This window comes from Veillonella sp. CHU740 (assembly GCF_003992055.1).
Taxonomy (GTDB): domain Bacteria; phylum Bacillota; class Negativicutes; order Veillonellales; family Veillonellaceae; genus F0422.
Window position 1 is genome coordinate 1 of the sequence record NZ_RQVD01000010.1, and the last position, 14731, is coordinate 14731.

Genomic DNA, 14731 nt, shown 5'->3' on the forward strand with positions numbered 1-14731 from the left:
AAATATGGAAGAGCAATTAGCTATAACAAAAATATTAGAAGACTTCGACAACCTCATCACCCTTCATCAGCGTAAGTATTCCCCAAACTTTCACATTACAAGATAGATACATATTATATAACTCCGTATATACTTTTTCTGAAATATGTGAGTAAGATATGTATAAGAGCCATTTCTATGTTGTCATGTAACTGAAGAGGTGCGAATATGGTAAAGGCTAAGGAAGGATCGGAATTATTTTATAAGTATTATGAACGGTGGATTCGGATTTATAAGGAAGGGGCTATTCGAGAGGTGACTATGAAAAAGTATGAGATTACTTTAGTATGGTTGCAAAAGTTAGTACCTGAGTTACGACTTTCAGAGTTAAATCGAATTACCTATCAACAATTATTGAACGACTATGCAGTGTATCATGAACGACAAACCACGATGGACTTTCACCATCAATTGAAAGCCGCTGTATTGGATGCAGTAGATGAAGGGTTCATTGATCGAGACCAACACGTAAAGCAATCATTAAGGGAAAGGCGCCTCGAGAAAAGAAGATTAAGTATCTGAATCAATTCGAGTTGCATACGTTGCTAGTGCATTTACATCTTACGCCGAATATTAATTGGGACTGGTTTATTTTTATTATTGCCAAGACAGGTATGCGTTTTTCAGAGGCTTTAGCATTGACGCCGAAAGACTTTGATTTTCCACATCAATCATTAATTGTGAATAAAACCTGGGACTACAAAGGGAATGGTGGATTTTTACCTACGAAGAATAAGTCTTCTGTGCGAAAGATTCAATTGGATTGGCAAACGATTATTAAATTTTCTGAATTAATCAGAGATTTGCCAGAGGATAAACCAATTTTTGTAAAAGGGTCTGTATATAATTCGACGGTAAATGATAGACTAGAGAGATATTGCAAGGACCTAGGGATTCCCGTTATTTCTGTTCACGGATTACGTCATACCCATGCATCGTTGTTGCTCTTTGCAGGGGTGTCCATTGCCAGCGTTGCTAGACGGTTAGGTCATGCCAGTATGACTACAACGCAGAAAACGTATATCCATATCATTCAAGAACTGGAAAATCGAGATATTGATTTGGTCATGCGATCGATGGCGGGACTGGCGTAAACTATTTCCATAGGATGGCTCTTTTGGCACGATGAAGGGCTGTCACTCACATGTAGTAAATCCTACATATACAGTGACAGCCCTATAGTATTAAAGGCTATAATATATGATTTAGTACCAACGTGTTAATGGTAATGTATTGTTAATGGATTTTGTCATCAGAATTTGATGTAAATCCATGTTGCCAATATAGAAACCAGCGGCACAACCACATAGGTATAAATCCCACATGCGTACAAATTCAGTACCCCGTACTTGTTCTACTTGGTCACGAACACCTTGAAAATTATTGTACCAATGCATCAATGTTTTGTAATAGTGAAAACGTAAATTTTCCACATCCAGAACATTCATATCATATTCGTAGGCAAGACCAATGATTTCTCTTAGGGAAGGCAAGGATCCACCTGGAAAGATATATTTACGAATCCATGCACTGGTTTCTTTTTCTGCTGGATCACTGATGTAATGAAGTAAAAATAAGCCTCCTTCTTTTAGCATGGAAGATGCATCTTCCATGTATATAGGTAAATTAGGGCGACCTACATGTTCTAACATGCCTACACTTACCATGCGATCGAACTGACGGCCAGAGGCAGCTACATCGCGATAGTCTATTAGATCGATTTCCACTTGACCTTCAAGACCAAATTGTTTAATTCGTTCTTGACCTTTTTTCCATTGCTCCTCAGACAATGTACAGCCATAGCCTTTGACTCCATATTTTAGAGCGGCTTCAATGAGTAGGAAGCCCCAGCCGCAACCAATATCAAGGAGTGTCATACCTTCTTGTAAGTGTAACTTATCAAGAATATGATGCACTTTTTGATATTGTGCATCTTTAAGGCTGTCGTTTTCCTCTTTGAAATAGGCGCAAGAATAACTCATAGTTTCGTCAAGCCATAAACTATAGAAATCATTTCCTAAATCATAATGGGAAGATACTTGTTGCTTTTGGTCTTTCTTTCTAAGTCCCATATTAAATAGGGAACTAAGCACTTTTTTGTTAATAGAGTCTTTGTTAACATGACCTAATACGACGCAAAGAGCTTTGAATAAATCTCCTTCAATTTCTATATCTTTGCGCATGTATGCTTCGCCTAGTGCCAATTCGGCGGATACTAATATATCTTTTTTAGGGATATCTTTATTGACAATAATTGTAAATTCGGGATTTCCTTCCCCAATTGTATATTTTTTATCGCCAACTTTTACAACAAAACAATGATCATTGAAACGTTCCAAATAGTGTACTAAAAAAGTATCAAAGAGTTTAGAAAACATAAGTAAGTCCTTTCTTGTTGTTATGCACAATATACAGTATATGCAGCGGTTAGGAATGTATTTTAATCATTTAGCTAATCACACATATTACAAAGTATAGGTTTATATATCAAATATATATAAGTTTAAAAGAAATAGTCGCTGATTTTGTGGGCTTCTTTCGTAATCATATGTATTTAATATGAATAGGTAAACCTAATGAAGCTATTATATACCATTTATACAGAAAATACATTATATACATAAAAAATGTATTGTACAGATAGATTTAAGGATCTTATTATAAATTAATAGTTGATATATGATATAATAATTAATTCATTGAAATTTTATTGAATATTTCATTTTTTTTGTAATTAAAATCACAATATATAATTGACATAGATGCTATTTTGTACTACTCTATACGAGGAACTAAACTACATAGTCTGTATCACTATGAACAGAACTAAGTTCCTATTTTTTATTTATTGGTTCGACTTATATCCTGAGGGAATAAGAACGGAGGAAAACATGGAAAAAGAATCAGCAGTATTACAAACACGGTCAGCACAAAAGTTTACGGTACGTCAATTGACGATCATTGGTCTATTGGCGGGAATTACGATTGTCCTAGGTATGACAGGATGGGGATTTGTGCCGATTCCACCAATCAGTGCGACGATTCTACATATCCCAACTATTTTAGGTGGTGTTGTGGAAGGTCCTAAGGTAGGTATGGCAGTAGGATTTTTATTCGGTGCCTATAGTATGGTGCAAGCATATATAGCGCCTAATGTATTATCCTTTGCATTTATGAATCCAATCATCTCTGTATTGCCTAGAATGCTCATTGGCTTAGTAGCTGCATTAGTATATCTATATTTACCAATTAAGGTAAAAGCGATTCGTATTGGTTTAGCTGCATTTTTAGGAACAGCAACAAATACAATTTTAGTTATGTCTGGAATTTATGCTATTTATGGGGTAGAATTTGCTAAAGCTACTCATATTCCAGAAGAAACTGTACTGAAAGCAGTCATGGCTATTGTGTGGTCTCATGGCATTCCAGAAGCCTTATTAGCAGTGGCAGTTGTAACTCCGGTGGCAATTGCGGTTATTAGAAAATTTAAATGATAATGATATTGAGTGTATAGACTGCTCATGCATTCAAGCACGGATTTTTAAAATCGTATATAATCAAGAAGTGATTAAATAAACCTGGTCACTTCTTGTTTTTTTATATTGGGAAGGAGTATACTCATGAATTGGAAAAAACGATTGACCTATTTTGTGCTAGGAGCTACAGTAGTGGCTACTGCGGTTGGTATTGCAGGATGTGGAAGCGACACAAAACAAGCTGCTTCATCTGATAAAATGAAAGTTGTTACAACGGTGTTCCCTGTGTACGATGTGGCGAAACAAGTGGGGGGAGATAAAGTAGATGTAACTTTATTAGTACCTCCAGGAGCGGAGCCTCATGATTGGGACCCGACTGCACAAGATTTAAAAGAAATCGGTACAGCTAAAGTGTTCTTATATAGTGGTGCTGGTCTAGAGCCAACAGAAAAGATTTTAGCTCCAGATGTGTTGCAAAAAGCACAACCTGTTGAATTATCTAAATCTGTAACATTATTACCAGCTCCAGATGAAGATGAAGACGAGCATGATCATGACCATGATAAAGATCACGATCATGATAAGGACCACAAGGAAGACAAAGACGACCATGATAAAGCGCAAGCAGAAGATAAACATGAACACGAACATGAGCATGGCGAGTTTGACCCACATGTTTGGTTAGATCCAATGAACGTAGCAAAAGAAGTTGATGCAGTGGTAGAAGCATTCTCTAAAGCTGACCCTGCTAATGCGAAATACTATGAAGCTAACGGTAAAGCATACAAAGAAAAATTACAAGCTTTACATGGTAAATATGAAGAGTTTGGTAACAAACAACATGACAAACATTTAGTAGTTAGCCATATGGCATTTGGTTACTTAGCGAAAGCATACGGCTTTGAACAACTAGGTATTATGGGCGTATCCCCTGATGCGGAACCAACACCTGAACGTATGGCAGACATTGTTTCCTTCATCAAAGAACATAATGTAAAAGCTATTTTCAGTGAAGAATTAGTAAGCCCTAAATTGGCTAATGCTATCGCTGCTGAAACTGGTGTAAAAGTGTATGTATTAAACCCAGCAGAAGGTTTAACTGAAGAACAAAACAAAAAAGGCGTAACATATTTAGACATTATGGAAGAAAACCTTAAAGTGTTACAAGAAGCATTAGGACAATAATTATTCTGACCATGTAAGTGATTTATCTTGCTTACATTGGCATTAAATGATACTATAGTATAGTAAGTTTGTGCTTAGGAGGAATGAAGATGTCTAAACGTATTCGTACAATTAACACTGAATCCCTACAAAAAACTGCTAAAACAGGCGGCTGTGGTGAATGTCAAACATCTTGCCAATCTGCTTGCAAAACTAGCTGTACAGTAGGCAACCAAGTGTGCAAACAAAAATAATCATTAGATTAGCAAAAAGCTGTCGAACGTATCGTTTGGCAGCTTTTTTGCTTTATAGTATTTCTCGGATTATACTAGAAAAATCCCCCTAGATCTAGACCATCTAGGGGGATTATGTATGCTAACCCTTTATATCTTTAGCTTGTCTAAATTATAACATATGTACTTTAAAAGTATAATTTTTTGCATACTATAATTTTAGAAAAAGTATACTCTATATTGATAGCTTTCTATACGTTATGGGTATAAAGTGATATAATAAACTTTAGACTTTAGTAAGTTAATGGAGGTATGAATGTTAGAATTACAACCGATGATTCATAAATTTAAAATGAAAGATAAGTTCTTTCTACTGGATGTGAATAGTGGTATAATTCATGTCATCGATGAGCTCATCGATCGTGTATTAGATATCTATAACGGCACAAACCGTGAGGCTGTACATAGTGCATTAGATGCGACAGAAGATGCAGCAGAACTAGATGAAATTATGGATGAGTTAGACGAACTGATCAAAGAGGAAATGCTTTTTGCGCCTATGTCCGCAGAGTTCAAACTTGTGGTGGACGAAAAGCCAATTGTAAAAGCTCTTTGTTTAAATATTGCGCATGATTGCAACTTAGCTTGTAAATATTGTTTTGCCAGCCAAGGTGACTACGGCGGAGTAAAACGTGAATTAATGAGCTTTGATGTAGCGAAACGTGCTGTAGATTTCTTGATTTCCATGAGCGGTCCACGTCAACATTGTGAAATTGACTTCTTTGGTGGTGAACCATTATTAAACTGGGATGTTGTGAAACAAACCGTAGAATATATTGAATCCATTCAAGAAGAATATGGTAAAATCTTTAAATTAACATTGACTACCAACGGCATGTTATTGACACAAGATAAAATTGACTATGTGAATGAACATGACATGAGCTTAGTACTTTCCCTAGATGGTCGTGAAGATGTGCATAATAGCATGCGCCCAAGCTCTGGTGGTAAAGACACTTACAATACAGTAGCGAAGAACTTAGTCAATGCTGTTAAACAACGTGATGGCCGTGAATACTATGTGCGTGGCACTTATACGCATAATAACTTGGACTTCTGTAAAGACGTAGAAGCTATGTCTGATTTAGGTTTTGAACATTTGTCTATGGAACCAGTGGTTGGCGAAGATGGGGCTTATGTGTTACGCCCTGAGGATATGCCGATCATCGAAAAAGAATATGAAAAATTGGCAGACCTATATTTAGAACGTCAACTAGCTGGTTGGGGTGAGAAATTTAATTTCTTCCACTTCCGTATGGATTTATACCGTGGACCATGTATGGCAAAACGTTTGCGTGGATGCGGCGCTGGTCATGAATATATGGCTGTCGTACCAAATGGAGATATTTACCCATGTCACCAATACGTAGGTAAAGATGGCTATGTGATTGGTACTGTTTTCGATGGTTTGAAAAACTACGACATACCAACGCAGTTTAGAAATACTCACGTATTTACGAAAGAAACCTGTGCCAACTGTTGGGCAAAATTCTTCTGCTCCGGCGGTTGCCATGCGAATAATGAAACATTAGGTGGAGACCTTAGCACACCGTACGAATTGGGATGTAAATTACAGAAAAAACGTATTGAATGTGCTATCATGATTCAAGCTGAGCTAGATGCAGCTGGGATCCGACAAGAAAATCACTAAAATTATATAACTGAAGGGAGGCGGGTTCTATGAAGGCATACACCATACATGTTACAGGCATTGTACAGGGCATAGGATTCCGCCCCTTTGTGTCTAAACTAGCCCATGAATTAGGAATTGTGGGCACAGTGAGAAATGACACGAGCGGTGTGGAAATACACATACAAGGTGTAGATGCAGATTGTCAACTATTTATAGAGCGATTGCAATCTGAGTTACCTATGCATGGACGTATCGATACCTTACAAATGGAACCGACAGAATTACAGGATTTGGATGATTTTACCATCATTCTTTCGCAAGGTGTGAAAGGGAATGCCTTTATTGGCGCTGATATGGCGCCTTGCGAGGCGTGCTTGAAAGATATACAAGATCCTGAGAACCGACGCTTTCACTATGGGTTTACGAATTGTACAAATTGCGGTCCTCGGTATACGATTATTGAAAGTACACCCTATGACCGTGACACAACATCTATGAAAGTATTCCCTATGTGCGAAGACTGTCAGAAGGAATATGAGGACCTCGAAGGTCGACGGTATCATGCAGAGCCAAATGCTTGCGAGCAGTGTGGCCCCATGTTTACATTACGAGGTGCAGATGGAACGGTGTTCGCTAGTGGACATGAGGCCATAGAGCAAGCTAAAGAGCATATACAACATGGCTCTGTTGTAGCCGTAAAAGGTGTTGGGGGATATCATTTGGTCTGTGATGCGTTACAAGAAACAGCGGTACAAACCTTGCGCCAGCGAAAAGGGCGACCTAGAAAACCTTTAGCGATCATGGCAGGGTCTTTGGAAACGGCAAAACAGTATGTGCATATATCTGAAAAGGAAGAAAAACTGTTGTTGAGCCCAGTAAGGCCGATAGTGTTGTTGCAAAAGATAAAGACGTATAATACGAATACTATGCATTTAGAAACATGTGCCACTTCTGAGTGTGATAGGGTTCTTAAAGAGATGACTGATGTAAATCAGAAAAAACATGTTTCTAATCAGGAATGTCGTAATGCATGTACTCAAAAGGCTGCTATGGACGTGACGTCACAGATAGTGCCTGTAGCCCCTAGTGTAGCCCCGGGTATGGCAACGTTAGGTATTCTTTTACCCTATGCACCGTATCACTATAGCTTAGTGCCTTCTGATGCTTTGTGGGTCATGACCAGTGCCAACCGCAGTGGAGATCCTGTGCTGTATGATGATGCCCAGGCATTGGAAGAATTACAGGGGATAGCCGACTATATATTGACTCACAATCGAGAGATTATCTCCCCAGTGGACGATTCGGTGGTACAAGTGGTGCATGATAAGCCAATAATGATTCGTCGTAGCCGAGGATACGTCCCTTTGTCCATTCCTGTAGTAGCATTAGAGAAGAGATCCACCATGTTAGCTATGGGCGCCGACATGAAAGCCTCTTTCGGTATGAATCGCGGTTCTCATGCCATCCTAAGTCCCTATATGGGGGATATGGAACATAAGCGAGTACAAGATTTATTGTGGAGTACGACGAAACGCTATGAAGAGTTATTTCAATTACAGCCTACACAGGTCATCGTGGATGCCCACCCGAATTATTACACATCGCAGTGTGGTAGAGCCTATGCAGAGGAGCATAACGTGCCTGTCATAGAAGTGCAGCATCATCATGCCCATGTGGCAGCGGTACTGGCAGAGCGCAATGTAACAGAACCTGTTTTAGGTATTTGTTTTGATGGTACAGGATATGGAACGGATGGCACATTATGGGGCGGTGAGTTTTTATATTGCCACAAAGAATATATGGAACGAATGGCACATTTGAGCTATTCCCCTCTGCCAGGTGGTGAAGTAGCTGTACGAGAACCGTGGCGCCAAGCGTTATGGTATGTGAATGAGCTCTATCCATCAGGATCCCCCACAGTGATAGAACAGTGGAAGAAAACACTGCCTAAGGGATGGGAACTATTAGAGAAAATGATGCCGCATATGCAGATGGTACAGTCTTCTAGCGGTGGTCGTTTATTTGATACAGTAGCATCCTTGCTAGGTTTAGGTCATGAACATCTCTATGATGCGCAGCTTGCTATCGAGTTAGAGCAACTGGCATTTTCAGAGAAGGGTACTATCCTAGACATGAAGCTGGACGGAACTGTATTAGATACGATGAGTTTAGTACGGTCTGTGATAGAACAATTAAAAGATGGTGAAAGTGTAGCAAAAATCTCAGCGAACTTTCACAGAACTTTGATATATTATATAGGACAGATGGCGAAACAATGTTGTGAAGAACGACACATTTCACACATTGTCTTGTGTGGAGGAGTATTCCAAAATCGCATTCTCCTAGAAGGAGTGATGCAAGAATTAGGGGAATACACAGTCCACGTGCCTACCCAAAGCCCGATGAATGATGGTGGTATCGCTTTAGGGCAATTATGGTTAGGAAGTTATATGAATAGATAGGAGATACTATGTGTTTAGCAGTACCAGCACAATTGGTGCATATTAATGAATCCATCGGTACCGTGGAATTAACAGGGGTGCAACGAGAGTGTAGTCTGTTATTGGTGCCGGAAGCAAAAATTGGAGATTGGTTATTAGTCCATGCGGGCTGTGCCGTACAAATTGTAGATGAGGAGGAAGCGCGTTTGACCCTTGAGGCATTCCGCGAATTAGAAGAACTTGAACAAGATTACTTTAACGGAAAAATCGAAAGTCGCAGCTAGTTTACTAGAGCGCATTCACGAATTACATAATCCAGAGGAAACTGTACGCTTCATGGAAGTCTGCGGGACCCATACAGTGGCTATTTTTCGAGAAGGCATCCGTCAAATGTTGCCGAAAGGCATAGAATTGATCAGCGGTCCTGGATGTCCTGTGTGTGTGACAGACCAACAATATATGGATCAAGCCTTAGCGTATGCGGCTCGAGAGGATGTAGTAATCGCTACCTTTGGAGATATGCTGAAGATTCCTGGTACAACAGGTAATTTATGGCAGTCGAAAGAAAATGGAGCTCATATTGAAATTATTTATAGCCCCATGGAAGTGCTTGGATTAAGTGAACAATATCCAGATAAAAAGATTATTTTCTTGGGCATCGGCTTTGAAACGACCATTGCTGTCATTGCAGCCACCATTCAGGCAGTACATGCTAAGGGCTTAAAGAATGTATTTTTCTTGATTTCTCATAAATTGGTGCCCCCTGCATTACGTGCTTTATTAAGTAATCCAGACCATCAAATTGATGGGTTCTTATTGCCTGGTCACGTAAGTGTTATTATAGGGGAACAGCCGTATCAATTCTTAGCTGATGAATATCATATGCCAAGTTGTATTGCTGGCTTTGATGGTGTGGAAATTTTAGCAGCTATTGTAAATCTCTTAGAACAACGTAAAGAAAAGAAGTTTTATGTAGGAAATACGTATCGGTCCGTGGTGGCGAAAACGGGAAATTCCGTAGCACAACAATTAATGGATACTTTGTACGAGCCGTCTGATGATGGTTGGCGTGGTATCGGTGTATTGCCAGCATCGGGTTTGAAATTGCGTGGAGAATGGTCCGCCTATGATGCATTGGTACAACTACCTTTGGGAACATTTACAACTAGTGATGGACCGAAAGGCTGCCAATGTGGATCTGTTATCCAAGGGATGATTCATCCTGATGCATGTCCTTTATTTGGCAAACTTTGTACGCCAGAGCATCCAGTGGGGGCTTGCATGGTATCGGTAGAAGGTAGTTGCTCAGCTTGGTATAAATATGGTTTTTCCAGTGGTGGAATGACCTGGGAGGAATAAATGGAACGTATTCGCTTAGTCCACGGTAATGGCGGTAAATTTAGCCATGAACTGGTGGACCAATATATTGTGAAATATTTTTCGAATCCAATATTAAATGAATTGCATGATGGTGCTGTATTTCCAGTCACAACGGGTCGTATGGCTATGAGTACAGATTCCTATGTAGTGACACCACATATTTTCCCTGGTGGCAACATTGGTAAGTTAGCAGTATGCGGTACGGTGAATGACTTAGCTATGATGGGTGCTGTGCCTCAGTATTTGTCCTGTGGTCTTATTTTAGAAGAGGGTTTACCTATTTCTACGTTAGAAACAGTGCTACAAACCATGTCGGAGATGGCACAACTATCTGGTGTTTCTATTGTCACAGGAGACACTAAGGTAGTAGAAAAAGGTTCCGTTGACGGCATCTACATGAATACTGCTGGCGTAGGTATTGTACCGGATTATGTACAGTTAGGCACTTCCTATATTGAAAGTGGTATGAAAGTCATCATTTCAGGCACCTTAGGTGACCATGCCATTGCGGTGATGGGAACTCGGTATGGATTAGATCTGCCAGATACAATACAAACAGATTGTGCACCTTTACATAAAATGGCTCATAAGTTGTTAGAAACCTTTGGTAAAGATATTGCTTTCTTTAGAGATCCTACTCGTGGCGGTTTGGCTACTACACTACAAGAGATTGCAAACTCTGCTCAAAAGGGAATTCGTTTACAAGAATCGGCCATTCCTGTTCGCGAGGAAGTGCAAGCCGTATGTCAAGTGTTAGGATACGACCCACTATACTTAGCGAATGAAGGAAAGATGATTGCTATTGTAAGTGCCGACGTAGCTGATGATGTAGTGCAGATGATGCAGACTTTCACAGAAGGTCGTGATGCGGTGATCATCGGCGATGTGGTGAATGGCAATGCTGGAAAAGTAGGACTGCAAACAGCTGTAGGTGGTATTCGACTGCTAGATATGCTAGGTGAAGATCAAGTCCCTAGAATCTGTTAATATACTTTTGTATCATATCCTTGGATATTTCATGAAAAAATCATAGTCATGAGATATACTTATATGGAATAAAAATTTATTTTTTGATACAATGAAAAGTAAAAGGAGGATATTGCGATGAAAAAACAAATCGTAGCTGCTATGGTAGCATTCTCATTTGCCTCTGTAGGCGTAGTTGGCGTGCAACAAGCACAGGCATTTAATTTTGGCAAAGTATTAGGCACAGTATTAAAAGTTGGTGGAACTGGATTTGTAGTAGATCGTTATGGTAGTTCTATTGACGGGTATTTAAATACTCTTTTAAAACAAAATAATTTGAGTACTACATACTCAACTAAGGTAGTACCTATTGTAAGTCTTGGTCAAGGAGCTCATATTGGAGCGGCACAAGTCACAGGCCCTAGTAGTGAAGTAGAGAGAGTAGAAGCGGTAGCTCAAATGGAAGCTAGCTTTAAATCTGTTGCTCGAGTAAAGGGTTTGGTACCAATTGATAGCAAAAACCCGTTAGGTGCAAATCGTATTCAAGGCGTTGGGGTATCAGCGATTATAGATTTGAAGATTTAATATGTTAGCACGGGACATCCCGTGCTATCTATGTGTTATTAGAGATGAGGAGATACTATGAAACGTTCTGCTGTATTGGGAGCTATGTTGGCTCTTTTGACAACTAGTGTATGGGCAGCACCAGACACAGTTTTGGAAAAAACAGAAACTTTGGAGACGACAGTGTATGGTAAAGTACAATTGGGGGCTTTGACAGATCGTGTGCATCAATTGCAAGACACTGTGTATGGAATGAAACAACAAGGTAGCATTACAGGCCAAGTGGACCATTTGTTCAATACTGTAGAAGGACAAGGTAAACAAGTTACATTACACCAAGAAGTTAACGCGTTAGAGTGGATGTACTATGATGAAGTTCACAATGGATCCTTAGTAGAACGTATCGGACAAATGGAACGCAGTGTAAGTGGAATGGAAAATAAAGGTTCCTTGCAAAGTCGTGTCCAAAAATTAAAACAGTCTATTTTTGGCAGTCAAGTTACATTGGCAACTAAACAAGGGACTATCGCTGCGGATCAAGTATTTACCTTGACATTGACAGAACCAATTTCTTCTAAGAAAAATGCAAAAGATGATATTGTACACGTTAAATTAGCGGAAGATATTATGGATGGTGAAGTGTTATTGGTTCCGAAAGGAACTCCTGGTACTGGCCATATTACAGAGATTACAAAAGCTCGTTCTTTTGGACGCAATGCTAAGTTAAATATTGTGTTTGATCAGTTACAAGGAATTGATGGTACTATCTTTACAGCTCTTCAAGGGGAAGAAGCCAAAGCAAAAACGAAAGATGAACTGAAAGCGGCAGGTGCTTCTGTTGCTGGTGCTGTTGTATTGGGACCAGTAGGACTTGTAGGTGGATTCTTTGTAAAAGGCAAGTCTATTGATTTACCAGAAGGAACACTTGTGTACGTACAACCGGAGTCGACAGTGACTATTTCCGGCATTGAAGTGCGTGGTGTAGATACAAGTGCAGCGGTACAACCAGTATCAGTGGCACAGCCTAAATCTACTGTAGAAGCAACTAGCAGTGTTGCAAAGGCGCCTACTACAGAAGAAGCAAAGCAAACAAAAGAGACAGTGAAACCAACCAAAGAAGAAGCGACGCAAGTAGTGCCAGATGATTCATTGATAGAAAAACCTGTCGTTATTGTGAAACGCGAAAAGGATTAGGAGATACTATGAAACAATATTCAGTAACGGCTATGACCGTATTAGCAGTTCTGGCCTGTACACATGGGTATGCCCAAACTAATACGATGCCGCTACCAGAGGTATCATCTCAGAATAAGGAAATATCTTATGTAGCACCTTCTATCACAGGGGGCGTACAAGCTAGTACAGATACAAAACTAACTCCTGTTTTGCAAATAAAGCCTGCAAAAAAAGGCGAGACCGTAATGCCAGTGGAGGAAAGCTCTCAGCCTGTACGCATTGATGCTGATAAAATGTATTATAATGGAACGACAGGAAAAGTATGGGCTAAAGGAACTGTAGAAGTAGAGCGTGGTACTCAGCAGTTGCTGACTCCAAAGGTTGAAGGGAATGTGCAAACCCAACGATACGAAAGTAAAGAAGGGTACCACTTCTTAGAAGAACAAGGTCTAAAAAAAGATTTGCAAGGGGCCTTTATTTCTTATAATGCAAGCAACGGGCAGGCACAGACAAAAGATGTGTTTGGCTATGCAGATCCCTATTGGGTGAAAGCGAAGACAGCGGAGTTTGATGGGACACATGGTCACATTGAAAAAGGTTGGATTACAACTAAACATGCCATTGCCTTTAAAGGGGCTCCAGATTATCGTGTAGAAGGCGACTCCATTGATATCTACCCAGAAGATAAAGCCATTATACATAATGCAGCTTTGTATATTAAAAATACGAAAATTTTATCTTTGAAACGATATAAAGTTTCTTTGCGAAAAGACAAAAAAGGTCAATTGAATGTATTCTCTATCATTCCAAGACCAAGCTATAACTCTACAGATGGATTTGTATTAAGAGGTAATATTGAGTACCCTCTATCAAATACGTCTGACGTATTTTTGGGATATACGGTAGGTTCTAAAGTAGGATTTAAACCATCCTTTGGATATGAAAAGTCACTCCCTTGGGGTGAGGCGATCTTGGCCTATACTCGTGAGTCATCTACATTGAATGCAGAAAAAGTTTGGGTTGAGAAAAAACCTGAGTTATCTATTGATACGCATGCGTACCACATTGGTCATTCGCCGTTGACAATACGTGGTGGATTGAGTATGGGACGATGGTATGAAGGTGATATTAAAGGATCTCATCATAAAGTATATGGAGAAGTATCTCATGATCCATGGCATGTGTTACCATCCACAGATGTCACTGCATTTGTAGGATATCAACGAGATTATTATGGCTATAACGGATTGACAAGAACGATGCCATATTGGGGAATCGGAGCAAAAACTACCATTAATGATCGCGTGAAAGCTTGGGCTGGATACCATCAAAATAATACATCGGAAACATTGGATTCCCCATACTCCTTTGATAAAGTAGATGTAAAACATGATTTTTATTATGGTGTTAGTGTACAAGCGACGAAATTAGATCGCTTCAGCATCAATGTACAACAAGATTTGCTCACCCATCAATTGCGATATGTAGATATATCTTGGCATAGAGACTTACATTCTTTTGAAGGTTCTTTAACATATAGAACGAAACAAAAGAAGTGGGAGTATACATTAGTGGCTAAAGACTTTTAAGTGAGAGGAT

At 39.5% G+C, this 14731-nt stretch carries 14 protein-coding genes; 13 read left to right on the forward strand and 1 reads right to left on the reverse strand.

The window, feature by feature from the left end:
* Positions 1 to 207 precede the first annotated feature (207 nt).
* Both EO115_RS08480 and EO115_RS08485 read left to right on the forward strand, forming a co-directional pair.
* Positions 208 to 561 carry a hypothetical protein gene (locus EO115_RS08480; protein WP_240628976.1) on the forward strand — a complete coding sequence of 118 codons (354 nt, stop codon included), beginning with the start codon at positions 208 to 210 and terminating at the stop codon, positions 559 to 561.
* 11 nt (positions 562 to 572) lie between these two features.
* Positions 573 to 1133 carry a site-specific integrase gene (locus tag EO115_RS08485; protein WP_240628978.1) on the forward strand — a complete coding sequence of 187 codons (561 nt, stop codon included), beginning with the start codon at positions 573 to 575 and terminating at the stop codon, positions 1131 to 1133.
* A gap of 111 nt (positions 1134 to 1244) precedes the next feature.
* Here the strand turns inward: EO115_RS08485 and EO115_RS06265 are convergent, their stop codons facing one another.
* Positions 1245 to 2417 carry a class I SAM-dependent methyltransferase gene (locus EO115_RS06265; RefSeq protein ID WP_126938111.1) on the reverse strand — a complete coding sequence of 391 codons (1173 nt, stop codon included), beginning with the start codon at positions 2415 to 2417 and terminating at the stop codon, positions 1245 to 1247.
* Between the two features lie 513 nt (positions 2418 to 2930).
* Here EO115_RS06265 and EO115_RS06270 point away from each other — a divergent pair.
* The 11 genes from EO115_RS06270 (at position 2931) to EO115_RS06320 (ending at position 14721) form a co-directional block, all read left to right on the forward strand.
* Positions 2931 to 3533, forward strand: coding sequence for an ECF transporter S component (locus tag EO115_RS06270; protein ID WP_126938112.1), 603 nt, complete (start codon positions 2931 to 2933; stop codon positions 3531 to 3533).
* A 126-nt stretch (positions 3534 to 3659) separates the two neighbouring features.
* Complete coding sequence (locus tag EO115_RS06275) at positions 3660 to 4700, forward strand: metal ABC transporter solute-binding protein, Zn/Mn family (protein WP_126938113.1); 1041 nt, start codon at positions 3660 to 3662, stop codon at positions 4698 to 4700.
* A gap of 89 nt (positions 4701 to 4789) precedes the next feature.
* Positions 4790 to 4933: a six-cysteine ranthipeptide SCIFF gene (gene scfA, locus EO115_RS06280; protein WP_009353042.1), complete on the forward strand. Its 144-nt coding sequence runs from the start codon at positions 4790 to 4792 to the stop codon at positions 4931 to 4933.
* 295 nt (positions 4934 to 5228) lie between these two features.
* Positions 5229 to 6623, forward strand: a complete 1395-nt coding sequence (gene scfB / locus EO115_RS06285) for a thioether cross-link-forming SCIFF peptide maturase (protein WP_126938114.1) — start codon at positions 5229 to 5231, stop codon at positions 6621 to 6623.
* A gap of 29 nt (positions 6624 to 6652) precedes the next feature.
* Positions 6653 to 9067, forward strand: a complete 2415-nt coding sequence (locus EO115_RS06290) for a carbamoyltransferase HypF (RefSeq protein WP_126938115.1) — start codon at positions 6653 to 6655, stop codon at positions 9065 to 9067.
* Positions 9068 to 9075: 8 nt separating this feature from the next.
* On the forward strand, positions 9076 to 9330 hold the full coding sequence (locus EO115_RS06295) for a HypC/HybG/HupF family hydrogenase formation chaperone (RefSeq protein ID WP_126938116.1): 255 nt from the start codon (positions 9076 to 9078) through the stop codon (positions 9328 to 9330).
* Positions 9287 to 10405, forward strand: coding sequence for a hydrogenase formation protein HypD (gene hypD / locus EO115_RS06300; protein ID WP_126938117.1), 1119 nt, complete (start codon positions 9287 to 9289; stop codon positions 10403 to 10405). The genes EO115_RS06295 and hypD overlap by 44 nt, the downstream gene beginning before the upstream one ends.
* Positions 10406 to 11413, forward strand: a complete 1008-nt coding sequence (hypE, locus tag EO115_RS06305) for a hydrogenase expression/formation protein HypE (RefSeq protein ID WP_126938118.1) — start codon at positions 10406 to 10408, stop codon at positions 11411 to 11413.
* A 117-nt stretch (positions 11414 to 11530) separates the two neighbouring features.
* Positions 11531 to 11977 carry a hypothetical protein gene (locus EO115_RS06310; RefSeq protein WP_126938119.1) on the forward strand — a complete coding sequence of 149 codons (447 nt, stop codon included), beginning with the start codon at positions 11531 to 11533 and terminating at the stop codon, positions 11975 to 11977.
* A gap of 57 nt (positions 11978 to 12034) precedes the next feature.
* On the forward strand, positions 12035 to 13150 hold the full coding sequence (locus EO115_RS06315) for a hypothetical protein (RefSeq protein WP_126938120.1): 1116 nt from the start codon (positions 12035 to 12037) through the stop codon (positions 13148 to 13150).
* 8 nt (positions 13151 to 13158) lie between these two features.
* Positions 13159 to 14721 carry an LPS-assembly protein LptD gene (locus EO115_RS06320; protein ID WP_126938121.1) on the forward strand — a complete coding sequence of 521 codons (1563 nt, stop codon included), beginning with the start codon at positions 13159 to 13161 and terminating at the stop codon, positions 14719 to 14721.
* Positions 14722 to 14731: the final 10 nt, after the last annotated feature.

Bases quoted from the DNA above. Each gene is read 5' to 3' on its own strand.
- EO115_RS08480 (WP_240628976.1), top strand. From the start codon at position 208: ATGGTAAAGGCTAAGGAAGGATCGGAATTATTTTATAAGTATTATGAA.
- EO115_RS06265 (WP_126938111.1), bottom strand. From the start codon at position 2,417: ATGTTTTCTAAACTCTTTGATACTTTTTTAGTACACTATTTGGAACGT.
- EO115_RS06270 (WP_126938112.1), top strand. From the start codon at position 2,931: ATGGAAAAAGAATCAGCAGTATTACAAACACGGTCAGCACAAAAGTTT.
- EO115_RS06275 (WP_126938113.1), top strand. From the start codon at position 3,660: ATGAATTGGAAAAAACGATTGACCTATTTTGTGCTAGGAGCTACAGTA.
- scfA (WP_009353042.1), top strand. From the start codon at position 4,790: ATGTCTAAACGTATTCGTACAATTAACACTGAATCCCTACAAAAAACT.
- scfB (WP_126938114.1), top strand. From the start codon at position 5,229: ATGTTAGAATTACAACCGATGATTCATAAATTTAAAATGAAAGATAAG.
- EO115_RS06290 (WP_126938115.1), top strand. From the start codon at position 6,653: ATGAAGGCATACACCATACATGTTACAGGCATTGTACAGGGCATAGGA.
- EO115_RS06295 (WP_126938116.1), top strand. From the start codon at position 9,076: ATGTGTTTAGCAGTACCAGCACAATTGGTGCATATTAATGAATCCATC.
- hypE (WP_126938118.1), top strand. From the start codon at position 10,406: ATGGAACGTATTCGCTTAGTCCACGGTAATGGCGGTAAATTTAGCCAT.
- EO115_RS06310 (WP_126938119.1), top strand. From the start codon at position 11,531: ATGAAAAAACAAATCGTAGCTGCTATGGTAGCATTCTCATTTGCCTCT.
- EO115_RS06315 (WP_126938120.1), top strand. From the start codon at position 12,035: ATGAAACGTTCTGCTGTATTGGGAGCTATGTTGGCTCTTTTGACAACT.
- EO115_RS06320 (WP_126938121.1), top strand. From the start codon at position 13,159: ATGAAACAATATTCAGTAACGGCTATGACCGTATTAGCAGTTCTGGCC.